Source organism: Pseudorhodoferax sp. (genome assembly GCF_047601025.1).
Classification (GTDB): domain Bacteria; phylum Pseudomonadota; class Gammaproteobacteria; order Burkholderiales; family Burkholderiaceae_C; genus Pseudorhodoferax.
In genome coordinates this window covers 361,154-384,634 of record NZ_JASGJZ010000001.1, presented here as the reverse complement: position 1 = coordinate 384,634, position 23,481 = coordinate 361,154, and the positions used below count along the sequence as shown (strand labels likewise).

25 protein-coding genes and 1 pseudogene are annotated in these 23,481 nt (G+C 68.2%); 10 read left to right on the top strand and 16 right to left on the bottom strand.

Annotated features, from left to right (window positions below):
• Nucleotides 1-82: 82 nt before the first annotated feature.
• Nucleotides 83-1,783 carry a thiamine pyrophosphate-binding protein gene (locus tag QM782_RS01850; protein WP_415201240.1) on the top strand — a complete coding sequence of 567 codons (1,701 nt, stop codon included), beginning with the start codon at nucleotides 83-85 and terminating at the stop codon, nucleotides 1,781-1,783.
• Between the two features lie 845 nt (nucleotides 1,784-2,628).
• Complete coding sequence (locus QM782_RS01845; protein ID WP_415201239.1) at nucleotides 2,629-3,060, top strand: HMA2 domain-containing protein; 432 nt, start codon at nucleotides 2,629-2,631, stop codon at nucleotides 3,058-3,060.
• 209 nt (nucleotides 3,061-3,269) lie between these two features.
• Here the strand turns inward: QM782_RS01845 and QM782_RS01840 are convergent, their stop codons facing one another.
• The 13 genes from QM782_RS01840 to QM782_RS01780 form a co-directional block, all read right to left on the bottom strand.
• Complete coding sequence (locus tag QM782_RS01840) at nucleotides 3,270-3,512, bottom strand: FeoC-like transcriptional regulator (RefSeq protein WP_415201238.1); 243 nt, start codon at nucleotides 3,510-3,512, stop codon at nucleotides 3,270-3,272.
• Between the two features lie 10 nt (nucleotides 3,513-3,522).
• Complete coding sequence (gene feoB, locus QM782_RS01835; RefSeq protein ID WP_415201237.1) at nucleotides 3,523-5,850, bottom strand: Fe(2+) transporter permease subunit FeoB; 2,328 nt, start codon at nucleotides 5,848-5,850, stop codon at nucleotides 3,523-3,525.
• On the bottom strand, nucleotides 5,850-6,077 hold the full coding sequence (locus QM782_RS01830; protein ID WP_415201236.1) for a FeoA family protein: 228 nt from the start codon (nucleotides 6,075-6,077) through the stop codon (nucleotides 5,850-5,852). Before QM782_RS01830 ends, feoB begins: the two co-directional genes overlap by 1 nt.
• A 139-nt stretch (nucleotides 6,078-6,216) precedes the next feature.
• Nucleotides 6,217-6,468, bottom strand: coding sequence for a FeoA family protein (locus QM782_RS01825; protein WP_415201235.1), 252 nt, complete (start codon nucleotides 6,466-6,468; stop codon nucleotides 6,217-6,219).
• Nucleotides 6,465-8,594: a heavy metal translocating P-type ATPase gene (locus QM782_RS01820; protein WP_415201234.1), complete on the bottom strand. Its 2,130-nt coding sequence runs from the start codon at nucleotides 8,592-8,594 to the stop codon at nucleotides 6,465-6,467. The genes QM782_RS01825 and QM782_RS01820 overlap by 4 nt, the downstream gene beginning before the upstream one ends.
• Nucleotides 8,594-9,070 (bottom strand): hypothetical protein, encoded by a 477-nt coding sequence (locus tag QM782_RS01815; RefSeq protein WP_415201233.1) that lies wholly within the window; start codon nucleotides 9,068-9,070, stop codon nucleotides 8,594-8,596. The genes QM782_RS01820 and QM782_RS01815 overlap by 1 nt, the downstream gene beginning before the upstream one ends.
• Complete coding sequence (locus tag QM782_RS01810) at nucleotides 9,033-9,404, bottom strand: hypothetical protein (RefSeq protein ID WP_415201232.1); 372 nt, start codon at nucleotides 9,402-9,404, stop codon at nucleotides 9,033-9,035. The genes QM782_RS01815 and QM782_RS01810 overlap by 38 nt, the downstream gene beginning before the upstream one ends.
• A complete protein-coding gene (locus tag QM782_RS01805; protein ID WP_415201231.1) occupies nucleotides 9,401-9,805 on the bottom strand; it encodes a hypothetical protein in 405 nt (134 codons plus the stop codon). Before QM782_RS01805 ends, QM782_RS01810 begins: the two co-directional genes overlap by 4 nt.
• A gap of 1 nt (nucleotide 9,806) precedes the next feature.
• A complete protein-coding gene (locus QM782_RS01800) occupies nucleotides 9,807-10,502 on the bottom strand; it encodes a ferritin-like domain-containing protein (RefSeq protein WP_415201230.1) in 696 nt (231 codons plus the stop codon).
• The gene (locus tag QM782_RS01795; protein WP_415201229.1) at nucleotides 10,489-10,827 is read right to left on the bottom strand and encodes a heavy-metal-associated domain-containing protein; all 339 of its coding nucleotides are present in this window, start codon (nucleotides 10,825-10,827) and stop codon (nucleotides 10,489-10,491) included. Before QM782_RS01795 ends, QM782_RS01800 begins: the two co-directional genes overlap by 14 nt.
• Before the next feature lie 186 nt (nucleotides 10,828-11,013).
• Entirely contained in the window at nucleotides 11,014-11,676 is a 663-nt protein-coding gene (locus tag QM782_RS01790) for a hypothetical protein (RefSeq protein ID WP_415201228.1), read from the bottom strand.
• A 290-nt stretch (nucleotides 11,677-11,966) separates the two neighbouring features.
• Nucleotides 11,967-12,536, bottom strand: coding sequence for a hypothetical protein (locus QM782_RS01785; protein WP_415201227.1), 570 nt, complete (start codon nucleotides 12,534-12,536; stop codon nucleotides 11,967-11,969).
• A gap of 10 nt (nucleotides 12,537-12,546) precedes the next feature.
• On the bottom strand, nucleotides 12,547-12,780 hold the full coding sequence (locus QM782_RS01780; protein WP_415201226.1) for a FeoC-like transcriptional regulator: 234 nt from the start codon (nucleotides 12,778-12,780) through the stop codon (nucleotides 12,547-12,549).
• 427 nt (nucleotides 12,781-13,207) lie between these two features.
• Between QM782_RS01780 and QM782_RS01775 the strand changes: the two are divergent.
• Nucleotides 13,208-13,617: pseudogene (locus tag QM782_RS01775) on the top strand (winged helix-turn-helix domain-containing protein); the annotation flags it as partial.
• Nucleotides 13,593-15,002: a sensor histidine kinase gene (locus QM782_RS01770; protein WP_415201225.1), complete on the top strand. Its 1,410-nt coding sequence runs from the start codon at nucleotides 13,593-13,595 to the stop codon at nucleotides 15,000-15,002. The pseudogene QM782_RS01775 and the gene QM782_RS01770, both read left to right, overlap by 25 nt.
• A gap of 217 nt (nucleotides 15,003-15,219) precedes the next feature.
• Here the strand turns inward: QM782_RS01770 and QM782_RS01765 are convergent, their stop codons facing one another.
• Entirely contained in the window at nucleotides 15,220-15,627 is a 408-nt protein-coding gene (locus QM782_RS01765; RefSeq protein WP_415201224.1) for an SWIB/MDM2 domain-containing protein, read from the bottom strand.
• 342 nt (nucleotides 15,628-15,969) lie between these two features.
• On the opposite strand from QM782_RS01765, the gene QM782_RS01760 reads away from it, so the two are divergent.
• The 3 genes from QM782_RS01760 to aceA all read left to right on the top strand — a co-directional run bounded on the left by QM782_RS01760 (nucleotide 15,970) and on the right by aceA (nucleotide 18,460).
• The gene (locus QM782_RS01760) at nucleotides 15,970-16,464 is read left to right on the top strand and encodes an Lrp/AsnC family transcriptional regulator (protein WP_415201223.1); all 495 of its coding nucleotides are present in this window, start codon (nucleotides 15,970-15,972) and stop codon (nucleotides 16,462-16,464) included.
• A gap of 29 nt (nucleotides 16,465-16,493) precedes the next feature.
• Nucleotides 16,494-16,895 carry a gamma-glutamylcyclotransferase family protein gene (locus tag QM782_RS01755; RefSeq protein WP_415201222.1) on the top strand — a complete coding sequence of 134 codons (402 nt, stop codon included), beginning with the start codon at nucleotides 16,494-16,496 and terminating at the stop codon, nucleotides 16,893-16,895.
• 233 nt (nucleotides 16,896-17,128) lie between these two features.
• The gene (gene aceA / locus QM782_RS01750; protein ID WP_415201221.1) at nucleotides 17,129-18,460 is read left to right on the top strand and encodes an isocitrate lyase; all 1,332 of its coding nucleotides are present in this window, start codon (nucleotides 17,129-17,131) and stop codon (nucleotides 18,458-18,460) included.
• A gap of 60 nt (nucleotides 18,461-18,520) precedes the next feature.
• Here aceA and QM782_RS01745 read toward each other — a convergent pair whose 3' ends face one another.
• The gene (locus QM782_RS01745) at nucleotides 18,521-19,294 is read right to left on the bottom strand and encodes a PP2C family protein-serine/threonine phosphatase (protein WP_415201220.1); all 774 of its coding nucleotides are present in this window, start codon (nucleotides 19,292-19,294) and stop codon (nucleotides 18,521-18,523) included.
• A gap of 80 nt (nucleotides 19,295-19,374) precedes the next feature.
• On the opposite strand from QM782_RS01745, the gene QM782_RS01740 reads away from it, so the two are divergent.
• Nucleotides 19,375-19,578, top strand: coding sequence for a DUF465 domain-containing protein (locus QM782_RS01740; protein WP_415201219.1), 204 nt, complete (start codon nucleotides 19,375-19,377; stop codon nucleotides 19,576-19,578).
• Between the two features lie 119 nt (nucleotides 19,579-19,697).
• A complete protein-coding gene (locus QM782_RS01735; protein WP_415205564.1) occupies nucleotides 19,698-21,605 on the top strand; it encodes an ATP-dependent DNA helicase in 1,908 nt (635 codons plus the stop codon).
• Here QM782_RS01735 and QM782_RS01730 read toward each other — a convergent pair.
• Nucleotides 21,568-22,368 carry an outer membrane protein assembly factor BamD gene (locus QM782_RS01730; protein ID WP_415201218.1) on the bottom strand — a complete coding sequence of 267 codons (801 nt, stop codon included), beginning with the start codon at nucleotides 22,366-22,368 and terminating at the stop codon, nucleotides 21,568-21,570. The two genes, QM782_RS01735 and QM782_RS01730, sit on opposite strands and share 38 nt — an antisense overlap.
• 59 nt (nucleotides 22,369-22,427) lie before the next feature.
• Between QM782_RS01730 and QM782_RS01725 the strand changes: the two genes are divergently transcribed.
• Nucleotides 22,428-23,399, top strand: a complete 972-nt coding sequence (locus QM782_RS01725) for an RluA family pseudouridine synthase (protein ID WP_415201217.1) — start codon at nucleotides 22,428-22,430, stop codon at nucleotides 23,397-23,399.
• Nucleotides 23,400-23,481 lie beyond the last annotated feature (82 nt).

Here is a 23,481-nt window from a genome sequence, read left to right as displayed (position 1 = left end):
CGCTACGCGGGTTCGGTTGGACGGAGGCCGCGGCCGCGTCACAATCCGCGCCGTTGCGCAACACGGCATCCCTAGGAGTTCCATGAGCAAACAGATCGCAGGCCATCTGCTGGTGCAATGTCTGGTCGAGCAGGGCGTCGACCACGTGTTCGGCGTGCCGGGCGAGAGCTACCTGGCGGCGCTGGACGGCTTCCACGCCTACCGGGACCGCATCCGGTTCGTGATCAACCGCCACGAAGGCGGCGCGGCCTTCATGGCCGAGGCCCACGGCAAGCTGACCGGCCGGCCCGGCGTGTGCTTCGTCACGCGCGGCCCGGGCGCCACGAACGCCTCGATCGGCGTGCACACCGCGTTCCAGGATTCCACGCCGATGGTGCTGTTCGTCGGCGACGTGGCCAGCGACTCGCGCGACCGCGAGGTGTTCCAGGAGGTGGACTACCAGAGCTTCTTCGGCCCCAGCACCAAGGGCTTCGCCAAGCGGGTGGAGCGCATCGACGACGCGCGGCGCATTCCGGAATACGTGGCGCGCGCCTTCGCCACCGCGATGAACGGCCGGCCCGGCCCGGTGGTGCTGGCGCTGCCGGAGGACATGCTGGTGCAGCAGGTCGACGCCGTGCCGCTGCCGCGCGTGGAGGCCGTGACGGCCTGGAGCGACCCCGGCGCGCTGCGCACGCTGCGCGAGATGCTGCTGGCGGCCGAGCGGCCGCTGGTGATCGCCGGCGGCAGCGGCTGGACGCCGCAGGCCGCCCAGGCGCTGCAGCGCTTCGCCGAGAACTGGAAGCTGCCGGTCGGCAACGCCTTCCGCTTCCAGGATACCTTCGACAACTGGCACCCGCAGTACGCCGGCGACGTCGGCATCGGCATCAACCCCCGGCTGGCGCAGCGCGTGAAGGACAGCGACCTGCTGCTGGCCATCGGCCCGCGCCTGGGCGAGATGACGACCGGCGGCTACACGCTGCTCGAGGCGCCGCGCAGCCGGCAGAAGCTGGTGCACATCCACGCCAGCGCCGAGGAGCTGAACCGCGTCTACCAGGCCGACCTGGCGATCAACGCGACGATGAATGCCGCCGCGCGCTCGCTGGAGGTCTTGGCGGCGCCGACCACGCTGGCCTGGGAAGGCTGGACGCAGGCCTGCCATGCCGACTACCTGGAGAACCTGCAGCCCCAGGCCCTGCCCGGCGACATCGACATGCCGGCCATCGTCGGCCTGCTGCAGAAGCACCTGCCGGCCGACGCGGTGGTGACCAACGGCGCCGGCAACTTCGCGAGCTGGATGCACCGCTTCTTTCGCCACCATGGCCTGGCCAAGGGGCACAAGACCCAGCTGGCGCCGACCAACGGCGCCATGGGCTACGGCGTGCCGGCCGGCATCGCCGCGGCGATCGCGACGGGCCGCACGGCCTTCACGATCGCCGGCGACGGTGACTTCATGATGAACGGGCAGGAACTGGCCACGGCCATGCAGTACGGCGCCAAGAGCATCGTCCTGCTGCTGAACAACGGCATGTTCGGCACGATCCGCATGCACCAGGAGCGCGAGTACCCGCTGAACGTCAGCGGCACGGCGCTGGCGAACCCGGACTTCGTGAAGCTCGCCGAGGCCTATGGCTACGCCGGCGTGCGCATCACGCGGACCGAGGAGTTCGAAGCGCAGCTGCTGGCCGCGCTGGAGCGCCGCGAGGGCACGCTGATCGAGGCCGTGCTGGACCCGGAGGTCATCACCACCCGCGGCACCCTGACGGCCATCACGCAGGCGGCCCTGGGCCAGCGCGGCCGTTCATGAAGGCTGTCCCGAGTCTCTGATGGCATGTGGGGGATCGGCTGGAGGCGCCGGACCCCGCCGCGGCTTCCTGGTCGCGCGCATCGCATCGCTCCCTGGTTGAACGATTCCATGTCGTCGCCGCATTCGGTGGCCGGACCGCATGCGATCCAGGGCGGCCGCCGAGCGGTCAATGGCGATGGCGATTGCCACGGCCAGCGGGGAAGGCTCGCTGGAGTGGTTCATGCCGCCTCCAGATGATTGCGGGCAAGGACTCGCACGGCGGAAAAGGCATGGAGACCGACTTGCCCATCCGCCAGTCATTGAGAGAACCGTACGGGAACTTCCGCAATCCGGTCGAACCGGTCATTGCAGGTCATGCAGCAATGTGCCCAGCGCGGGGCTGAGTGCGCGGACGGTGATGCACGGCAGCGCGGGTACAGCTGCCTTCGCGCATGACACGGCGCCACATGGATGAAGGCCCGCAGATCGATCCCGCCGTCTCCGGGCATGGTTGAATTTCACTCGAATCCGTCTGCCGGTCACGAGTGAGTCTTTGAGTCCCCGCGGATACGGGGACAACGCTCGCTGACGTCGCGGACTGTCTGCATGGCGGGCACTGGCATGCCCGTGCATCCAGTCGTGCGGGCCCGCGCCTGTTTTCGTGGGTTCCCGCCGTCCTTGGCCGAGTGCGTGCGGAACAACAAGACCGACGCCGAAGCCTGGCCCATCGAGTGGTTATAGTCATTGATTCACTGATTCCCGACGGGCTTGCCCGGCCCCTTGTCCATGCGCACGCAATCCCGCAAGTCCTGTTCGCAGGCAGGCAATCGCACCGGCGGAACACCCGATGAACACGGAAGCTGCCGATGAGCCGCGTCGTGTCCTCGCTGCCAGGCCGTATTCGCATCCGTGACAAGACGCTGCGCAGCCGCGCCCGGCTGGCCCTGGTCGAAGCCGAATTGCGGCGTGTGGAAGGCGTGGCCATCATCGAGCCGAATGCCGTGGCTGGCAGCATCGTGCTGCATTATGCGCCGGACAGAATCGACCCCGTCCGGCTCGAGAACGAAGTCGATGCGCTGATCGACATGGCGCTGGCAGCGCCCCAGCGCCCCGCCGGCGCGCGCTCATTACGGATGCAGGTGAACCGCTGCGCCAAGATCGGCATGATGGGCAGCCTCGCCACCTCGCTGGCGCTGGCCGCTGCCGGCAACAAACGCTGGCACGCGGCCACTGGCGTCGTGTTCGTCGCCTGCCTCGGCGTGCACCTCGGCGTGCATCGCCGCCACCTGCTGCGCTGACACGGCGCCGGGCCGAAGCCAGCCGCTGCAGTCCGGCCTGCCGCCAGTCGGCCGGCGCACAGGCAGCCCGTCGGGGGATTTTCAGCACCGAGGCCTTGTCCCGCGCCAGTCCTATTGCCACCTCGCGGCCAAAGGCGAGTTTCTCGCGGTGCAGGCCGACCACGACCAGCGCTGGCGCAGCAGGCGCGACCACCGCCGCGATGCACTTCTCAACCGGCGCCCGACGTCTCCACGGCGGCCCATTCATACACCGCCATCGTCGCCGGGTCGCATTTGCAGCAGGTCGAGCCACAGCCCGATTTGCCTTCGATCCTGCGCACACGCCCCTTGCGCTGGAGCGTGTCGAGCATGGGCCCGAGCGCCTCGGGCGTGCTTTCCAGCGCGAGCGCCATATCGGCCACGCTGGCCCGGCGCCGTTCGCGCAGATAGGTACTGAGACGGGACAGAATCATGTCGTCCTCCTTAGGTCTGTTGCGGAAGCGGCAGGCCGCTGTCTCCGCGCGCGCCATAGCGCCGCAGCGACCACAAAACGGCTGCAAAGCCAATGAGGATGCCGCCGATCCAGATCATCGACGCGCCCGGGTGCCGCGCCCAGGTCGCCGCCTGGTAGTAGATGGTCGCCAGGCCATAGCCCAGTCCGGTCGTCCAGGCCGCGACGAACACCGTCCAGCGCGCGCCAGACTCCTGGTACACCGCCGCGATCGCCGCCGTGCAGGGGCAATACAGCAGGATGAACAGCAGGTAGGCGAACGCGCCCGCAGCGCCATCGAAGCGGGCAGCCATGGCGCCGAAAGTGCTGGCGGATACTTCCTGCTCCTGGGCCGCCCGCTCTTCGTCGCTGAGGTCGCCCACGTTGAGTCCCATCGGATCGGCCCAGGCGCCGAGCGCCTTGGCAAGGTTCTCGGGAATCGTGGCGAAAGCCGCGGCGATGCTGGCGCCCAGGTCGAACGGCTTGTCATCCCCGTCCACCTTTTCTCCGGCATCCTTGGCGGCGAGCGCCGTGTAGGCCGCATCCAGCGTTCCCACGACCGCCTCCTTGGCCAGCACGCCCGTGAAGATGCCAACCGTCGCCGGCCAGTTCTCCGCGGTCAGCCCCATCGGCGCGAACGCCGGTGCAATGCCGCGCCCGACCGCGGCCAGTACCGACGCATCGCTGTCCTCGTTGCCGTAGCTGCCATCGGTGCCGACCGAATTGAGGACGTTCAGCACCAGCACCATCGGCACGATCACCCGCCCGGCGCGGACGACGAAACCCAGCAGACGTTCCCAGGCGTGGATCAGCACGCCACGGACGGTCGGCAGGTGATAAGGCGGCAGTTCCATGATGAAGGGCGTCGGCTCGCCCTTCATCAGCGTATGGCGCAGTGCCAGGCCCGTCAGTACCGCCACGGCGATGCCGATGATGTACAGCCCGAACACCACGTTCTGCGCCCCTTGCGGGAAGAAGGCGGCGGCGAACAGCACATACACCGGCAGGCGGGCGCCGCAGGACATGAAGGGCGCCATCGCGATCGTCATCAGCCGGTCGCGACGGTTTTCAAGCGTGCGTGTCGCCATGATCGCCGGCACGGTGCAGCCGAAGCCGACGATCAGCGGCACGAAGGACTTGCCCGGCAGCCCGACCCAACGCATGAAACGGTCCATGACAAACGCTGCGCGCGCCATGTATCCGGAATCCTCCAGCACCGACAGGAACAGGAACAGGAAGCCGATGATCGGGATGAAGGTCGCGACGACCTGGATGCCGCCGCCGATGCCCTGCGCCAGCAGCACTGTCAGCCATTGCGGCACGCCCAGGCGGGTCAGCAGCTCGGACAGGCCGTCGACCAGGAATGCGCCGGTGAACTGGTCGAAGAAGTCGATGAAAGCGCCGCCGATGTTGATGGTGAACAGAAACATCAGGTACATCATCAGCAGGAAGATCGGCACGCCCAGCACGCGGTTCAGCACGATGCGGTCGATGCGGTCGGTGATGTCGCGGTCGACCCGGCCGCTGACCGTCAAGGCCTCGCCGGCAATGCGGTTGGCGAGGCCGTAGCGCGCGTCCGCCACCATGATGTCCAGGTCCTCGCCCAATTCGCCGCCCAGTCGTGCGGCTTCGGCGGCCAGTTCGCTGCCGGCCGCCCTGCACGCCAGTTCGTCGCCTTCGAGCAGGCGCACCGCCAGCCAGCGCGGCGAAGTGCCCGCGGCCTGTGCCGCGGCTTCGAGCTTCGGCACCAGCGTGTCGATCGCTTGTTCCAGTGCGGGCTGATAGGCCACGACGGCGCTCGCCGGCTGGCGCGCCACCACCGCTGTGTTGATCGCCGCCTTCAGCGCATCCACGCCTTCACCATCGGAAGCGACCACCGGCACCACCGGGCAGCCCAGGCGGCGTGACAATGCGTCGGTGTCGATGCGCAGCCCCTTGTCTCGGGCCACGTCGATCATGTTGAGCACCACCAGCATCGGCACCCGCATTTCGGCGAGCTGAGTGGTCAGGTACAGATTGCGTTCGAGATTGGAGGCGTCGACGATGTTGACGACCAGGTCCGCCTCGCCGCTATGGACGTAGTCACGCGCCACGCTCTCGTCGAGCGACACTTCCCGGTCGACGACGTCCAGCGAGTACGTGCCGGGCAGATCGACCACCTCGAAGCGCAGGCCGCCCTGGCGATATTCGCCGCTTTTCTTCTCGACCGTCACGCCGGGCCAGTTGCCGACCCGCTGGCGTGAGCCGGTCAGTGCGTTGAACAGCGTGGTCTTGCCGCAGTTCGGATTGCCCACCAGGGCAAGGACGTGTTCGTTTTTCATCACAACCTCTCCACACTCAGTGCGTCCGCCTCGTCCTTGCGCAAGGTCAGCGCAAAACCGCGCACCCGGATCTCGACCGGATCGCCCATGGGCGCGACCCGCATCACCACCAGTTCCGCGCCGGGTGTCAGGCCCAGCGACAGCAGCTTGCGACGGTAGGGGCTGCCCGCCTCGGAAAAGCCGGACACCCTGGCGCGGTCGCCTACCGCGAGTTGCTTGAGCATCATCTGAAACCTCCTATCGAATCGGCGCAGCCGTTTTCATACTCATTTGCATTCAAAACAATGCGCGCTTGTTTCCGCATCGCGGCACCGTGCCCGTCCTGCGGTTTCTCTCCTCGCCACTACCGCCGGATACGGGCCGATATCAACCCGCGATCCGCACCACCATGATCTTGTGCGCCATGCCGCCGCCGAGCGCAAAGCGCGTCTCGCCGCGGCCGACCACCAGGCCGCCCCCCTGGCGCTGGCGCACGATCAGTTCGCAGCCGACGTTCAGGCCCAGTTCGGCCACGCGCAGCGCCATCGATGCGCCGCCCAGGATGCCGACGACCCGGACCGGCTCGCCCTCACTCGCCATCGCCAGCGGAAAGGAACGGGAATGGTCCGGGGGACTCATGCGACCGCTCTCCTTGCGGGCGGCAAGGCCTTGCCCGCGCGCCGGCCACGCGGCAGGCCGGCGCCGACCAGCGCCCGCAGCAGGATGGCGATGGTGCTGCCGTTGTGCAGCGCCGAGGCGGCGACCGGCGTCAGCCAGCCCAACGCGGCAGCCGACAGGATCGACGTGTTGAGGCCAACGGTCAGCTTGAAATTGCCGTCGATCAACCGCTTGGTGGCGAGCGACAGCGCCTTCGCGTCGGCCACACGCGCGATGTCGTCCTCCAGCAGCGCGACGTCGGACGCCAGGCGGGCGACGTCGGCGCCGTTGTGCATCGAGATGCCGACGTGCGCGCCGCTCAGCGCCGGCGCATCGTTGACGCCATCGCCGACGAAGGCGATGCGCGCGCCCTGCGCAGCCAGTTCCTGCAGGATGCGCGCCTTGTCCTCGGGCATCAGCCCGGCGTGGAACTCGTCCAGCCCCAGCTCTTCGGCCATCGCCCGCGCGCGATCGGCATGGTCGCCGGTGAGCATCAACACCCGCTTGACACCCAGGCGCCTCAAGTGCCGGACCGTGGCGGCGCTGTTGTCGCGCAGGCCGTCGCGCATGGCGATGACGCCCAGCAATTCGCCGCCGAAACCGACATAGAGCAAGGTCTTGCCTTCCTGGCGCAGGCGCTCGATGGTGCTGCGATGCTTCTGTGTGGTGATGCCCTCGTCGTCCTCGACGAAATGGCGCGAGCCGACGACGATGCGCCGCCCGTCGATGGTGCTGGCCACGCCATGGGCGACGATGAACTCGACTTCCTTGTGGTCGAAGTGCTTCGGATGGTGCAGGTGGCGCGATGCCTCGACCACCGCCAGCGCGAGCGGGTGGAAGTAGTGTTCCTCCACCGACGCCGCCAGATTGATCAGATCGTCGGGCGCATAGCCGGGCTTGAAGGCGATCGAATCGGTCACCTGGAGCTTGCCGGTACTCAGCGTGCCGGTCTTGTCGAAGACGAAGGTGTCGGCCTCCGCCAAGCGTTCCAGCGCCTTGGCTCCCTTGACCAGCATGCCCGACTTGCCCGCCTCGTACATCGCCGCCTTGAAGGCGACCGGTGTCGCCAGCTTCAGCGCGCACGAATAATCGGCCTGCAGCACCGCCGCCACCCGCTGCCAATCGCGCGACACCAGCCAGGTGGCACCGGCCAGGCCAAACACCATCGGCACCAGCCGGTCGGCCATGCGTGAGGCTTCGAGCTGGGTGGCGCCCTTGACCGCCAGCGAATGCTCGACGAAGTCCGCGATCCGCGCCGCCGCCACCTGGGCGCCGACCCGCTCGGCATAGATGCGCAGGCGGCCCTCTTCGACCAGCGTGCCGGACAGCACCGCGTCGCCGCGCCGGCGCGCGACCGGCACGCTTTCGCCGGTCATCGTCGCCTCGTTGACCATGGCTTCGCCGCCAAGCACCGTGCCATCGACCGGAATCACCCCCCCGGTGGCGGCAATGACGGTGTCGCCGACCTTGACTTCGGCGGCGTCGAGCTGTATTTCCTTGCCGTCGCGCTCGACCCAGATCTCGCCCACGTCGGGCTTCAGCAGATGCTTGAGCAGGTCGTCGGAACGGCGCTCGATCGACGCCTCCAGGAACTCGCCCAGCGCGAGCAGGAAGGACGTCATGTTCGCCGCGAGGTAGTCCTTGCGTCCGATCGAGATCGCCACCGCCATCGCTTCGAGCACATGCGAGGTCACGCCCTTTTCAAGGAAATCGTCGACCGCCTCGCCCAGCAGGGGGATCGCTGCGCCCACTGCCACCGGCGCCTGCAGCCCGGCCTGCAGCGAGCGGGTGGCAAGCAGCGTGGCGGCGCTCAGCGCCACCGGAGCGGCGCTGGGTTCTTCGCCTTCTGCGGGGGGAGTCTGCAACGGCGCCATGCGCAGGATGTCGAGCGCGATGCGGTCGGCCGTCGTGGCCGAGGCATCGAACTCGGCCACCAGGGAACGGGCAGCCGGATTGACCCGCGCCTTGCGCACGCCGGCGATGGCCTCCACCGCGCGCTCGATGGTGCGCGCCTCCAGCGGTGCGCCCCGGCGGCAGGTGTAGCGCCAGCGCGCGCGGCCACGCGCGGCGTGGAGCGGTTCGAGCGCGGACATCCAGCCGGCGTTCATCATGCGTTTCCGTGGCGCTCCGCCTCCACTTCGGCGCGGATGTCGGCCATCTGCTCCTTCATTTCCTCGAAACCGCCGGCCACGCCCGAATACAGCCTCATCGCCGACTTCACGATCTTGCCGCGCAGTTCCTCGTCGCTCAGCACCCAGGCCGCGGCCGCGCCGATCACCGCGCCAAGCAGGAACTGCTCGGTGTTGCCGGTACGCAGGAAAGCCGGCATGCCCTGCAGGAAGCCGCCATCGGCAGCCGGCTGTTGGGGCGCCGCCCCGTAGCCCGGACCCATGCCTTGCGCGAAACCCTGGGCGAAACCGGCTTCCATGCCGCCGGGCATGCCATATTGCCCCCAGGGCTGTGCATTGGGCTGCTGGCCGTACTGTCCCGGCCCGGCATCGCTCTGCATGGCCTGGCCGCCACGGCCGCGCTTCTGCTTGTTCTTTTTAGCCATCTTGATTCTCCTGTTCGGCTTGCGCGGCATCGCGCAGCAGTCGTTCGATGATCAGCACACCCGCCGCACCGGCCGCCGTCGCGACCAGCATCCGGGCGTAGTCCTGCTGCTGGAAAGCGGCAGCGGCCCGCGTGCCGGCCGCCAGCGCGGCGCCACCCTGCAGCGCGTGGCGCAGCACCCGCTTCAGCTCAACCGGCGACGGCGATGACAGCAGCGTCTGGCGATCCTGGAAAGCCGACAGGCAGCCAGCCGCCACGAAACCCTGGGCGAAGGCCGCGCCGCTGGCGCGCAACGGCACGCCAAGCGGCATCATCGCCGGCGCGTACGGTGCAACGCCGGGGTAGGGGGCGATCGTGTTCTTCATGATCCGGCATCCTCCTTGGCGGCGGATGCCGCCCTGGTTTTCCCAGGCCTGGCCGCCGTGCTCGGCGCGCGCTTCCTGGGCGCCCGGGCGGGTTTCCTGGCCTGATCCGCCGGGCTTGCATCCGCGGGGGAAGTGTCTTCAGCCGCGCCGCCGGCTGCCGCAGCATCGGCGACTTCAACGCCTTTGGCAGCCAGGCGCTTGCGCGCCTGCGCCGAGGCGTTCTCGATCGCCTCCAGGCTGGACACCGCGGCGCCACGCAACGTGCCCTGGGCCTTCTCCATGCCGGCGCGGGCTTTCTCCACGCCCGCCTCGACGCCCGCCTTGGCCTTGTCGGTCTTGACCAGGCGGAGGGCGACTGCGCCGGTCAAGACACCGGCGACAAACGGTAATAACGGGAACATGTCAGTTCTCCTTGCGATGACGGCTGGCCTTGTGCTTCCACAGATAGACTCCTGCGCCCCCCGTTGCCATGCCGGCCAGCAGGGCGGGATGCGCATTGCGCAGAAGCGGACTGAACACGCCGAGCGGGCCGGCATAAGGCCCGAGTTGCGAGAAAGCGCGTTCAAGGAAATCGGACAGCGGCCCATGGCGTGCATAGGCTTGCTGCGGCGCGATGCCACGCGCGGTGTGATAGCTCTCCTGCGCCTGCGCCGCGACCACAGCCTGGCGGAAAGCAGGCAGATGGTCCTGCAGCGCGGCCGCCTGCAGGTTCTGGAACACCTTGCGCACTTCCGGCTCGGCGACCTGGCTCAGCAGATAGGCATACATCTGCACGTTGCCGACCTCGCCTGCGACGGCCCGCTGGCAGTTCGCCAGCCAGGTCGGCTCCACGGTGGACTCCTGTGGAAAGGGATCGAGCGGCCGCGGAATGCCGAAACGCTCGCACAGCCTCAACAAGGCCGCCACGTGCTGCTCTTTCGAGCGCAGCACATTGGAGAATGGCGCCTGCCCGCCAAAAGACTCGACCACGCGCGCATAGAAACCGCGGGCCGCATACTCCTCATAGAGGGCGATCCTGACCGCCTGGTGCGCCAGGGGGAAAGGCGCAGCCCGGTCGATACGCCGAGTGCGCAGAATCAATTCGTCATAGTTTTGCATTGACTACCTCCAGATAGGCGTCGTGCAGAATCCGTTCGAGAATCGCCGCGGCGTCCGAATCGACACCGTCCAGCAGGTCACCCCAGGCTCGTTCGGGAATCACCTTCGGGTCGTAGTGCACGGTGCAGGAACGCGCCAGCAGGTTGACCTGTACCGACGCGACACCGGGAATATGGTCCAGCACCGCCTGGAACCCACGCGCTTGCGCGCGCGGCACGTCCATGGAAACCGGGCGCGTGTCCAACTTCAGCCGGATGCGCCCTCGAATGTGATGTGCGATATGCAGATCACGCAGAAAGACGCGCAATTCTTCAAACTCCGGCATTTCACTCCCTGACCCTTGCAAGCGCAGTGAACATCGCCACACCAATGACGGGGCTCACTGCGTCCACGATGATTGCATGCAGGCGATGTCGACCGGTAGCCTCGATGGGCTACGCAAATCCGAATCATCTGTGAATGACTTTATGCTCTCTGAGGCAGGAGGTGATGACGCAGGTCAACTCTTTCCTCAGAACTCCCATGCCACGCCGACATTGGCGATGGTGCGATCATTGCCGCGTCCCACCGCTCCGGAGACCTTGAAGCCTTTGAAGATTTCATAACGCAGGCCGATCTGACGATCCGGACCGGCATGCTTCTCACCGAAAGTCTCGATCGTCAACTGCCACCGCACGGTCAGCGGGAAATCCGCACCCACGCCCCAGAAGTCGATGTGGCCGTCGTCGCGGACCCATTCACGGCCAAGGTTCAGGTGAACCCGCGGTCCAGCTTCGAAGGACCAGGTCGCGAGGCCCGCCAGCGCATTGGCATGCGAAGTACCTTCGCCGCTGACACGCTCACGCCCATATTCGTACTTCAGGCCGGCAGACAAGCCGGTTTCGGACCGTAGCGGCACCCACTTCACCGCCGCGCCCATGCCACGTACCGTGATACTGGGCGACTCATTGCGGTCTTTCGCCCTTCCGAAGCCAAACTCGAGCTCCACGTTGTCGATCGGGCCGTAGCCGACAGCACCCTCAAAGCCCTTCAACGAGTCATCCCGGCTCCAGCCGAACTCGACCTTGGCGCCGCCGCGCTTCAGCGTCCCGGCATCATCGACCACCATCGGACGTTCGGCCAGAACCGGCATGCTGATCACGGCAAGCACGCAGGCAAGTGCAGGCAAGCTCACATGACTACGATTCTTTATTGTTCTCATGATGCGGCTCCACGGGGAAACAATGAATGGGAAAGAGGGTGCAGTCTTCCCAGCTGCGCCTCCTGCGGAGCCATGTTGAAGCGGCATCTTCACGCCGTCATCAAATAGTACTCGTTCTCACTCTATGTTATTTTTTCTGCCGCAAATCTGATACAGATCAAGCCCCGGCGCCGTTCTGCTTCATTGCCTCCTCACGGCCCATTCCCGCATCCGGCCGCGGTTGCAGGAGTGCCGTACCGAGGAAGATGCCTGCAAGGCGGCATTCAACAGCGGTCGTCCGGCGCGGCGACGGCATGGTCGATGCATTGCGCAGCAAGCTCGATCAATCGCCTTGCCAGTTCCACCGCCTGCGGCCGCGCGCTGCCGTCAGCGGCCAGATAGATTTCCATGCACAGATAGAAAAACGCCGGATTTCGCCAGATCTGTTGGGGAATCACGGTACGAGTCGGAACGGCATCTGGCGAACCGAGCTGAATCACGCGCACGCCGGCCGGCCCCCGAGCCAGTGCATTCCGCAGTCGCTCGGCCAGCACCGCATCGCCGCACATGAGGTCGGCACAGGGGCCGTCGCGGTCGGCACCCACATGCAGGTCGATCAGCAGCCGGTGGCGGCCGCGCATGTGAGGAAGCAGCTGCAGGTACAGCGCCTCATGCGTCAGGTCATAGCGAAAGCACTGGTCCGGCCGCGGCCGGCGCCCCGACAGACCGTCGGGGACTTCCAGTACCTGCGCCTCGTCTGGCGCCAGCTCGGCCACAACTTCACGGCCGAAAGCCAGCTCCTCGCGGTGGATACCGATCACGACCAGTACCGACGCAGCAGGCGCGACCACCACGATTCATTCCTCAACCGGCGCCCGACGTCTCCGGGGCGGTCCATTCATACACCGCCACCGTCGCCGGGTCACTTCTGCAACAGGTCGAACCGCAGCCCAATTCGCCCTCGATCCTGCGCGCGTGCGCGTTGCGTTCGAGCGTGGGTTCAAGCGCCTCGGGTGTGCTTTCCAGCGCGAGCGCCATATCGGCCATGCTGGCCCGGCGCCGCTCGCGCCAATAGTTGCTGCGACAGGACAGGATCATCTCGGCTTCCTAAACCTCTTGAAGCAGTGGCAGGCTGCCGTCCTCTCGTGCGTCACAGCGTCTGAGCGACCACAAGGCCACCGCGAAGCAGACGACGATGCCGCCGGTCCACGCCATCGACGAGCGTGGATGCTGCGCCCAGGTTGCCGCCTGGTAAAAGTCGTGGCCAGACCATAACCCAGGCCAGTCGTCCAAGCTGGCAACGAGCACCGTCCAACGCATACCAGATTGGGTATACACCGCCGCAATCGCCGGCGTGCAGGTGAATGGCGGAAAAACAGTTCACGTCAAGCGTCTGGCCAGCAATGTTCCAAGCTCGGGGCGCGTGTCATCCATCCAATCCCGAATCATCCGCTTGGCCTGCGCGAGGTCCATCGCCAGGCCAGCCACACCATGGCCGCAGCCAGATGGATGGAGCGCAGGAACTGACTGTCTGCGCGGGCTCGACGGCGGCGCCGACGACTACGTGCCCAAGCCCTTGGAGATGGCGGAGCTGCTGGCGCGGATGCGTGCCGCGCTGCGCCGCAAGGCCGGCGTGGCGTCGCCCCTGCTCGGCAATGGGGTGGTCGCCTCGATCCGGTGACGAAAGAGGCCAGCGTCGGTGGCGGGCCGCCCGTGCAACTGTCGAGCCGCGAGTTCGCCTTGTTGCACGCCTTGCGGGTTCGACCCGGCGCCATCCTGTCGCGCCGCGAGTTGGAGGACCGCATCTACGGCTGGGGAGAGGAAGTCGAAAGCAATGCGGTCGAGTACCTGATCCACGCGCTGCGGCGCAGGCTGGACAGCGCGGTCATCAAGAACGTGAGAGGTGTGGGATGGATGGTCTCCAAAAGCGCCTGAGCAGCACCGGCAATGGATCGGTCCAGCGCAAGCTGTCCCTGACCCTGTTGCTCGCCATTCTCCTGGTGGCCGCTGTGGCGGGCATGTTCTCGTTCCACTCGGCCTTCGGGGACGCGCACGAGCTGCAGGACGACGTGCTGCGCCAGGTGGCCCGCATCATGGACCGGCAGCACCTGTCGCCCGATGGTCCGGTCGGCGAGGCGCACGACCAGGGCGGCGACGAGGAAGCGCGCGTGATCGGGCGGCGCCTGGGCCAGTTGCCGTCGTCGCCGGGCGTGGACACGGGCGGCCCGCTCCCGTTGCGGAGCACCCTGGCCGATGGCCTGCATACGCTGGCGCTGGATGGCGAGAGGTTCCGGGTGCTCGTCAGGACCACCTCGGCGGGCGAACGCATCGCGGTCGCCCAGGAATCGGCCTTCCGCGACGAGATCGCCCGCGACAGCGCGTTGCGTACCGTGATGCCCCTCCTGTTGCTGGTGCCGGTGCTGCTGTGGGCCGTGGCCGATCTGGTGCGCAAGATGTTCCGGCCCATCGCAGCGCTGGCGCGGGATATCGATCGGCGCTCCGAGCAGGAACTGCACCCCATCGAGGACGGCCATGTCCCTGCGGAGATTCGGCCTTTTGTGGTCGCCATCAATCGGCTGCTGGGCCGGGTGGCTCCGTCCGTGGACGCCCAGCGCCGCTTTGTCGCGGACGCGACGCACGAACTGCGCTCCCCGCTGACGGCCTTGTCGCTGCAGGCGGAGCGGCTGGCCCATGCGGACATGTCCGGCCCGGCCCGCGAGCGGCTGGCGGTGCTGTGCCGGGGGATCGAGCACAGCCGGAACCTGCTGGACCAATTGCTCAGCCAGGCCAGGGCCCAGGCATCCACCGCGCCGCCGGCGGCGCCGCTCTCCGTCCAGGCCATCTACCGCCGGGTGCTGGAAGACCTCATGCCGCTGGCAGAGGCCAGGCACATCGACATCGGCATCGAAGGCACGCAGGACGCCCAGGTGTGGGTCGGCGAACTGGACATGATCGCCCTGGTGAAGAATCTGGTGGACAACGCCATTCGCTACACGCCGGAGTGCGGTCGAGTCGATCTGTCGGTGGGCCTGTCGCAGGGGCATGCGGTGCTGCGGATCCAGGACACCGGCCCGGGCATCGCGCTTGCCGAGCGGGCCCGGGTATTCGACCCGTTCTACCGCGTGCTCGGCAGCGAGCAGATCGGCTCGGGCCTGGGCCTGGCGATCGTCCAGGCGATCGCCAGCCGCATCGGCGCGGAGATTCGCTTCGGGGGCGGCGGCGATGCGGAGTCGACCGGCTTGTGCGTCGAGATCCTGATTCCAGTTCCGAACGCGCCGGCGCCTTGGCGCAGTCCGGCGAACCCGGCGCATGCTGCCTGAACCTTGATGCGGTGGCTTGGGGGCGGCCGGCTGGTGCGCGGCTGGCATGCCGCGGTGCGATCGGCGCCCGGCGCGCTCTGTCTGCAAAGCACGAACTTGCGGCGCCTCCGGGCGATGGGCCGGCGCGTGCGCGATGGCGAGGGCGGCTGGCCCTTGTCCTCGTCGCTGACGTGAAAAAGGCCGGCAGAGCCGGCCTTCGAAAGCTTGCCTTGCGGCGTCAGCTGAGGTGCTTGCCGATCAGGCCGGCCATCTCGAACATGGACACCTGGGCCTTGCCGAAGACTTCCTTCAGCTTGGCGTCGGCGTTGATCATGCGCTTGTTGGTCGCGTCCTGCAGCTTGTTCTTCTTGATGTAGACCCACAGCTTGCTGACCACTTCGGTGCGGGGCATCGGCGAGGCGCCGACGATGCCGGCCAGTGCCGCGCTCGGGGTCAGGGCCTTCATGAAGGCGGCGTTGACGGTGCGCTGCTTGGCGGGTGCCTTCTTCGCGGCAGCGGCCGTCTTCTTGGCGGGCGCCTTCTCGGCGGTTGCCGCGGCCTTCTTCACTGCCGGCGCCTTCTTGGCGGGCGCCGCCGCCTTCTTCGCCGGTGCCTTTTTCGCCGGCGCTTTCTTCGCAGTTGCCATGATGGGATTCCTTATTGGTGTTGCGTCGTCACCAGCGAAACAGCTTCCTCACTGGCTTCGCGAATGCTAATGGAGAAGAAACGCGCTTCCAAGAGAGAAGACTGCTTTTTTTGCGGGGCGCGCAGGTGTTTTCCGCGTGGGCCGAGGCACTGCGCTGCGCCTGTCCGCCGGCGTGGCGGCGCGGTCGGTCTGGTGGGTCTGCGGCGGCACGGCGCCGGGCCGTGGCGGGCCGGGCCGGCTGGATGACCGGGTCGATGTTGCGCCAGAGAAGGAAAAATCGCCAATGGCATTGTTTGTGAAAACTAGAATCGGACATTCCTTTGAAATCTCAAAGAGCCCGCGATGAATTCCGAAGCCCATGCGCTGGATACCTACGACGACAGGATCCTCGCCGAACTGCAGCGCGACGCGCGCCTGACCATGGCCGAGCTGGGCCGGCGCGTGCATCTGAGCCAGCCCGCGGTCACCGAACGCGTGCGCAAGCTGGAGATCGCGGGGGTCATCAAGGGCTATCGCGCACAGCTCGATCTGTCGCGTCTTGGCTACGGTATCCGCGCGCTGGTGCGGGTCGCCCGTGCCGAGTACGCACGCGTGGTCAAGCTGATCGAGCAGACGCCGGAGGTCATCAATGCCTTCAACGTGACGGGCGAGGACAGCTGGGTGCTGGAGATCGCGGTGATCGACGTGCCGCACCTGGATGCGGTGGTCAGCAAGTTCTGCGTGCTGGCCGACACCTCCACGTCCATCGTGCTGAACGCGCCGCGCGAGCATGCGCCGCTGGTTCCGGCGCGCCGCGAGAACGTGCGCCAGGCGGCGCATCGCTCGAAGGCCCGCTGAACCCATTTGCCGTTGCCGAGGAGTCCGCCATGTCCCGCCCCGAAGCTTCCCCGCTGTACGTCTTCGTCTACGGCACGCTGCGCCGCGGCGGCAGCAACGACATCAACCGGCTCGCGCCCCCGCCGCGCTGGATCGGCGAGGCCGAAGTGGCCGGCACGATGTACGACCTGCGCCACTATCCTGGCGTGGTGCTGGGCGGGCCGCGGCGCGTGAAGGGCGAGGTGTATGCGGTGACGCCGCCGCTGCTGGCCGTGCTCGACGAGATCGAGGAGGTCCATCCGCAGCAGACCGGCGAGTACGTGCGGCGCGAGTTGCCGGTCGACGTCGCCGGCAAGGTGCTGCCGTGCCTGCTGTACGAGATCGATCCGGGCCGCGTGGCGGGCCGGCCCGTGATCGCGGGCGGCGACTGGATCGCCCACGTGGCGCGATGAGGTTGCTGCGCTGCACCATCAGAAATTTTTTTCCGCATTATGAAATTCTGAGAGTGATCGCCTGTGCTTCATCTTTCGCAATGCGGATAGATGGTTTCTTATTGAGAAACGTCAATGGAATTTCATTGATTTATAAGAGAAAATTTTTCCTCTTGTATAAGACATATGATCCGTTTCAAGTCTTATATAAGACATAGAATTCATCCATCCCATCAACGTTCTGGAGTACTTCCATGCCCCAATCCCTGACCGAGCAACTCAGCCGCGAACAGCAGATCGCCGCCCTGGAGAAAGACTGGGCGACCAACCCCCGCTGGAAGGGTGTCAAGCGCGGCTACAGCGCGGCTGACGTGGTGCGCCTGCGCGGCTCGCTGCCGATCGAGTACACGCTGGCCAAGCGCGGCGCCGAGAAGCTGTGGGAGAAGATCAACGGCTCGGCCAAGAAGGGCTACGTGAACGCCTTCGGCGCGATCTCCGCTGGCCAGGCCATGCAGCAGGCCAAGGCGGGCCTGGAAGCCGTCTACCTGTCGGGCTGGCAGGTGGCGGCCGACGGCAACACCAGCGAGACCATGTACCCCGACCAGTCGCTGTACGCCTACGACTCGGTGCCGACCATGGTCCGCCGCATCAACAACACCTTCAAGCGCGCCGACGAGATCCAGTGGGGCCGCGGCATCGGCCCTGGCGACAAGGACTTCATCGACTACTTCCTGCCCATTGTGGCTGACGCGGAAGCCGGCTTCGGCGGCGTGCTGAACGCCTTCGAGCTGATGAAGAACATGATCGTCGCCGGCGCCGCCGGCGTGCACTTCGAGGACCAACTGGCCGCCGTCAAGAAGTGCGGCCACATGGGTGGCAAGGTGCTGGTGCCCACGCAGGAAGCCTGCGAGAAGCTGATCGCCGCGCGCTTCGCCGCCGACGTGATGGGCGTGCCGACCATCGTGCTGGCCCGCACCGACGCCGAGGCCGCCAACCTGATCACCAGCGACCACGACGCCAACGACAAACCGTTCCTGACCGGCGAGCGCACGCAGGAAGGCTTCTACCGCGTCAAGAACGGCCTGGAGCAGGCCATCAGCCGCGGCGTGGCCTACGCCCCCTACGCCGACCTGGTGTGGTGCGAGACCGGCACGCCGGACCTGGGCTTCGCCCGCGAGTTCGCGCAGGCCGTGCACGCCAAGAGCCCGGGCAAGCTGCTGTCGTACAACTGCTCGCCGTCCTTCAACTGGAAGAAGAACCTGGACGACAAGACGATCGCCAAGTTCCAGGACGAGCTGTCCGCACTGGGCTACAAGTACCAGTTCATCACGCTGGCCGGCATCCACGTCAACTGGTACAACACCTTCAAGTTCGCCCACGCCTATGCACGCGGCGAAGGCATGAAGCACTACGTCGAGATGGTGCAGGAACCCGAGTTCGCCGCGCGCGAGCAGGGCTACACCTTCGTGTCGCACCAGCAGGAAGTCGGTGCGGGCTACTTCGACGACGTGACGACGGTGATCCAGGGCGGTTCGTCCAGCGTCAAGGCGCTGTCCGGCTCGACCGAAGAAGAGCAGTTCCACTGAGATCCGCCGCCCGGCGGCGGCAGCACAGGCCCGGCGCTCGCACCGCCGGGCCTTTTTGCGTCAGCCTGCCAGGGGCGAGACGCCGACGATCACCAGCGACAGGTTGTCCCCGCCGCCGCGCGCACGCGAGCGCGCCTTGCGGACCAGCAGCTCCGCCGCGGCGCGTGGCGCCAGCGTGCTGACGACGCTGCCCAGTTCCTCGTCGCCGAAGTAGTGCCACAGCCCGTCGCTGCAGGCCAGGATCACGTCGCCCGGCTGCAGCTGCGCGATGCGGTGGGCCACGGCGGGCGGGTCGGCCTGGCTGCCCAGGCAGCTCATCAGGATGTTCGAGTCCGGGTGGCTGCGCGCCTGCTCCTCGCTGATCTCGCCGCGCTCCACCAGCGTCTCCACGTAGGAATGGTCGCGCGTGCGGTGCACCAACCGGCCGCCGCGGAAGTGGTAGATGCGCGAATCGCCGACGTGGATCCAGCGGCATTCCCCCTGCGGAAGGAGCAGGAAGGCGGCGATCGTGCTGTGCGGCTCCTGCTCGGCCGAAATGGCGGTCAGCTGGATCACCAGATGCGCCTGCGCGACCAGGCTGCGCAACAATTCGGCGCCGTCGTCCTGCTGCGGATCGTAGCGCTCGAACAGCTGCTGCGCGGTCAGCTGGACCTGGTCCGCGGCCTTGCGGCCGCCGCTGCGCCCACCCATGCCGTCGGCCACGATGCCGAGCAGGCAGCCGGTCACGCGCGGATGCTGCAGCAGCGCCACCTGGTCCTGCTGGTACTCCCGATCGCCCCGGTGGATGCCGGTGGCGGCACTGAGCCGGAATCCTGGAGCGGGAGAGGGGGGCATGCGGACGCGCGGGGAGATGAAGGCAGCGCGTATTATCAAGTGCTCCGCTGCGCCGCCCCTGCCGGCCACGGGCCAGCACCGTGTCTGCCAATCTCCATTCCCCCGACCGCCAGTTGATCGAGCTGCGCATCGAGCATGCCGATCTCGATGCCATGGTGGACCGCCTGGCGCACGAGGCGCCCGTGGACGAACTGCTGCTGCAGCGCCTGAAGAAGCGTCGCCTGCGCCTGCGCGACCGGATCGCGCAGCTGGAGCTGCTGCTGGACCCGCGGGAGCCGGCCTGAACCGCGTGCCGTCCGCCGGCCCGGATGCCTGGCTGGACGACGTCGGCGCGGCCTTCGCGCCCGGCGGCGCCATCGGGCGCGCGGCCACGCACTACCAGCCCCGCCCGGGCCAGATCGCGATGGCCGAGGCCGTCGCCCGGACGATCGCGCACGGCGGCGCGCTCGTCGTCGAGGCCGGCACCGGCGTTGGCAAGACCTTCGCCTATCTGGTCCCGGCGCTGCTGTGCGGCGAGCGCGTCCTGCTGTCCACGGCCACCAAGACGTTGCAGGACCAGCTGTTCGACCGCGACCTGCCGCGGCTGCGCGAGGCGCTGGGGCTGGCCGCGCGCGTGGCCCTGCTGAAAGGGCGTAGCAGCTACCTGTGCCTGCACCGCCTGCACCATGCCCGGCAGGCGCTCGGCCCCGAGGCCGCCGGGCTGCTGCCGCAGCTCGCGGAGGTCGAGCGCTGGGCGCTGGCCACGCGCAGCGGCGATCTGGCGGAACTGACGGCGCTGGACGAACGCTCCGCGCTGCTGCCGCTGGTCAGTTCCACGCGCGACAACTGCCTGGGCAGCGAATGCCCGCAGTTCGGCGCCTGCCACGTCGTGCATGCGCGGCGCGAAGCGATGGCCGCCGACGTGGTCGTGGTCAACCACCACCTGTTCTTCGCCGACCTCGCGGTGCGCGAGTCCGGCGTGGCCGAACTGCTGCCCACGGTCCGCGTGGTCGTGTTCGACGAGGCGCACCAGCTCAACGAGACCGGCGTGCAGTTCCTGGGTCAGCGGCTCGGCACGGCGCAGTTGCTGGACTTCGTGCGCGATGCGCTGGCGACCACGCGCGCGCAGGCCGGCGGCGTGGCCGACTGGCCGGCCTGGCTGGCGCCGCTGGAGCGGGCCGCGCGCGACCTGCGCATGCTGGCCGGGCCGCTTCCGCCCGGCACGCGGCTGCGCTGGCATGGCGCGGCGCCCGACGGCATCGACGGCGCGGCGTGGCAGCAGGCGCTCGACGACCTGGCGCAGGCGCTGCGGTCGCTGGTCGCGGTGCTCGCCGGCGTCGGTGCCCAGTCGCCCGACCTGGCGCGGCTGCATGCGCGGGCCCAGGTGCTGGCCGAGCGGCTGGAGCGGTTCGCCCGGCCGTGTGCGACGGACGCGGTGCGCTGGGTCGACGTGGGACTGCACCTGCGGCTGCTGGAATCACCGCTGTCGATCGCCGACACCCTGCAGCAGCGGCTGCTCGCGCCCGACGGTGCGCGGCGTGCCTACGTGTTCACCTCGGCCACGCTCGGCGACGATGCCGCGCTGCGCTGGTTCACCGAACCCTGCGGCCTGGCCGAGGCCGAGGTGCTGCGCGTGGACAGCCCGTTCGACCATGCCAGGCAGGCCGCCCTGTACGTGCCCCGCCACCTGCCGCGGCCCGCGGATGCCGCGCATGGCCCGGCGGTCGCCGCGCTGGTCGCCGAGGCCGCGCTGCGCCTGGGCGGGCGCACGCTGGTGCTGACGACCACGCTGCGCGCGCTGCGCATCATCGGGCAGGCGCTGCGGCAGGCGCTGGCAGCGCGCTGCGAGGTGCTGCTGCAGGGGCAGATGACCCGGCGCGCGCTGCTGGAGCGCCTGCGCGACGGGGCGCACGCCGGCGGCGGCTGCGTGCTGGTGGCCTCGGCCTCGTTCTGGGAAGGGGTGGACGTGCCGGGCGACGCGCTGCAATTGGTCGTGATCGACAAGCTGCCGTTTCCGCCGCCGAACGACCCGATCGTCGAGGCGCGCGCGCAGCAGATCGAGGCCGCCGGCGGCAGTGCGTTCAAGGAGTACTTCCTGCCCGAGGCCGCGGTGGCGCTGAAGCAGGGGGCCGGCCGCCTGATCCGCAGCGAGAACGACCGCGGCGTGCTCGTGGTGTGCGACCCGCGGCTGGTGCAGATGGGCTACGGGCGGCGCCTGCGGGCGGCGCTGCCGCCGATGCGCCAGCTGCAAGACGAGGCGCAGTTCCTCCAGGCCCTGGACGAACTGGCGGCGGCTACCAGACCTTCCACCACGGATCGTCCTTCGGCCTGAAGCCGCGCTGCAGGTAGGCGCTCTGCGGATAGTTGGTCTGCAGCACGCGCAGCGCGTCGTCGCGCAGCTGCGCCATGCCCAGGGCGTCGTAGCTCTTGTAGATGATGTACAGCGCCTCTTCGAGCGCCGGCACCTCGCGGTAGTCGGCCAGCGCGATCTGCGCGCGGTTGATGGCCGCCACGTAGGCACCGCGCGTGTAGTAATAGCGCGCGACGTGCACCTCGTACTGCGCCAGCGAGTTCACGATGTAGGTCATGCGCTGGCGCGCGTCCGGCGTGTAGCGCGAGTCCGGGAAGCGCGACACCAGTTCCTTGAAGGCCTCGAACGAATCCTTGGCGGCCTTCTGGTCGCGTTCGGACAGGTCCTGCCGGCTCAGGAACGCGAACAGGCCCATGTTGTCGTTGAAGTTGACGATGCCCTTGAGGTACAGCGCGTAGTCCAGGGCCGGGCTGGCCGGGTGCAGCTTGATGAAGCGGTCCAGCGTGGCGATGGCCTGGGCCGGTTCGCCGGACCGGTAGGAGGCGTAGGCCTTCTCCAGTTGCGCCTGCTGCGCCAGCGGCGTGCCGGCGGCGCGGCCTTCGAGCTTCTCGAACAGCGTGATCGCGCGTTCGTAGCCGCCGGAGTTGAGTTCGTCCTTGGCCTCGCTGTAGATCCGGTTCGGGCTCCAGTTCTCGGTTTCGTCCACCGTCTTGGTGGCGCAGCCCGCCAGGGCAGCGGCCAGCAGCAGCGGCGCGAGGGCCGATAATTTGAAGCGATGGAACACGGGCGAATCCCTTGACAAAAGCGGCGGCGATTATATCGACCCCCCCCCTGGACGATGCCTTGGCCGAAGACGGGGAAGACGCGCCGGGACTGGCCGGCGTGCCCGAGTGGCGCGCGGTCGCCGTGGGCGCCGACTGGCATGGCCAGCGCCTGGACCGCGCGTTGGCGGCGCTGGTGCCGGAGTTCTCGCGCAGCTATCTGCAGCAGTTGATCGACGGCGGCGCCGTGCACCTGAACGGCGCCGCGGCGCGCAAGAGCGCCGCGCGCGTGCGCATCGGCGATGCGGTGCGGGTCGAACTGCGGCCGACCCAGCAGAGCCAGGCCTTCGTGGCCCAGCCGATGCCGCTGCGCATCGTGCATGAGGACGCGCACCTGCGCGTGATCGACAAGCCGGCCGGCCTGGTCGTGCACCCGGCGCCCGGCAACTGGAGCGGCACGCTGCTGAACGGCCTGCTGGCGCTGGACCGGGCCGCCGCCGCGCTGCCGCGCGCCGGCATCGTGCACCGGCTGGACAAGGACACCAGCGGCCTCATGGTCGTGGCGCGCACGCGCGCCTGCATGGACGCGCTGGTGGCCATGATCGCGCGGCGCGAGGTCAGCCGGCAGTACCTGGCGCTCGCGCACCGCCGCTGGCAGGGCCCGGCGACGCGCACGGTCGACGCGCCGATCGGCCGCGACCCGCGCCAGCGCCTGCGCATGGCCGTGGTCGACCTGGCACGCGATGCCGGCAAAGCCGCCCGCACCGATTTCGAGTGCCTGGCCCAGGCCGAGGCCGGCTGCTGGCTGCGCTGCACGCTGCACACCGGGCGCACGCACCAGATCCGTGTGCACGCGGCGTCGATCGGGCACCCGCTGGTGGCCGACGTGCTGTACGGCGGCGCGCCGGCCGCGGGGCTCGCGCGGCAGGCGCTGCATGCCGAGCGGCTGGCCTTCCGGCATCCCATCACCGGGGCCGCGCTGGCGCTGCAGGCGCCGCTGCCGGACGACCTGCGCGCGGCGCTCGCCCATTGGGGGCTGGGCTACAATCCCTGACCGCGCAGGCGACCTTTTTCCAGCAAGGCGCGCAGCGCACCCGCCCGATGCCCGTCGCCGAGGCCATACGCAGCCCGCAAGG

Excerpts from the sequence above, each read along its gene's own strand:
- QM782_RS01850 (WP_415201240.1), top strand. The coding sequence starts at position 83 with ATGAGCAAACAGATCGCAGGCCATCTGCTGGTGCAATGTCTGGTCGAG.
- QM782_RS01845 (WP_415201239.1), top strand. The coding sequence starts at position 2,629 with ATGAGCCGCGTCGTGTCCTCGCTGCCAGGCCGTATTCGCATCCGTGAC.
- QM782_RS01840 (WP_415201238.1), bottom strand. The coding sequence starts at position 3,512 with ATGATTCTGTCCCGTCTCAGTACCTATCTGCGCGAACGGCGCCGGGCC.
- feoB (WP_415201237.1), bottom strand. The coding sequence starts at position 5,850 with ATGAAAAACGAACACGTCCTTGCCCTGGTGGGCAATCCGAACTGCGGC.
- QM782_RS01830 (WP_415201236.1), bottom strand. The coding sequence starts at position 6,077 with ATGATGCTCAAGCAACTCGCGGTAGGCGACCGCGCCAGGGTGTCCGGC.
- QM782_RS01825 (WP_415201235.1), bottom strand. The coding sequence starts at position 6,468 with ATGAGTCCCCCGGACCATTCCCGTTCCTTTCCGCTGGCGATGGCGAGT.
- QM782_RS01820 (WP_415201234.1), bottom strand. The coding sequence starts at position 8,594 with ATGAACGCCGGCTGGATGTCCGCGCTCGAACCGCTCCACGCCGCGCGT.
- QM782_RS01815 (WP_415201233.1), bottom strand. The coding sequence starts at position 9,070 with ATGCCGCGCAAGCCGAACAGGAGAATCAAGATGGCTAAAAAGAACAAG.
- QM782_RS01810 (WP_415201232.1), bottom strand. The coding sequence starts at position 9,404 with ATGAAGAACACGATCGCCCCCTACCCCGGCGTTGCACCGTACGCGCCG.
- QM782_RS01805 (WP_415201231.1), bottom strand. The coding sequence starts at position 9,805 with ATGTTCCCGTTATTACCGTTTGTCGCCGGTGTCTTGACCGGCGCAGTC.
- QM782_RS01800 (WP_415201230.1), bottom strand. The coding sequence starts at position 10,502 with ATGCAAAACTATGACGAATTGATTCTGCGCACTCGGCGTATCGACCGG.
- QM782_RS01795 (WP_415201229.1), bottom strand. The coding sequence starts at position 10,827 with ATGCCGGAGTTTGAAGAATTGCGCGTCTTTCTGCGTGATCTGCATATC.
- QM782_RS01780 (WP_415201226.1), bottom strand. The coding sequence starts at position 12,780 with ATGATCCTGTCCTGTCGCAGCAACTATTGGCGCGAGCGGCGCCGGGCC.
- QM782_RS01770 (WP_415201225.1), top strand. The coding sequence starts at position 13,593 with ATGGATGGTCTCCAAAAGCGCCTGAGCAGCACCGGCAATGGATCGGTC.
- QM782_RS01765 (WP_415201224.1), bottom strand. The coding sequence starts at position 15,627 with ATGGCAACTGCGAAGAAAGCGCCGGCGAAAAAGGCACCGGCGAAGAAG.
- QM782_RS01760 (WP_415201223.1), top strand. The coding sequence starts at position 15,970 with ATGAATTCCGAAGCCCATGCGCTGGATACCTACGACGACAGGATCCTC.
- QM782_RS01755 (WP_415201222.1), top strand. The coding sequence starts at position 16,494 with ATGTCCCGCCCCGAAGCTTCCCCGCTGTACGTCTTCGTCTACGGCACG.
- aceA (WP_415201221.1), top strand. The coding sequence starts at position 17,129 with ATGCCCCAATCCCTGACCGAGCAACTCAGCCGCGAACAGCAGATCGCC.
- QM782_RS01745 (WP_415201220.1), bottom strand. The coding sequence starts at position 19,294 with ATGCCCCCCTCTCCCGCTCCAGGATTCCGGCTCAGTGCCGCCACCGGC.
- QM782_RS01735 (WP_415205564.1), top strand. The coding sequence starts at position 19,698 with ATGGCCGAGGCCGTCGCCCGGACGATCGCGCACGGCGGCGCGCTCGTC.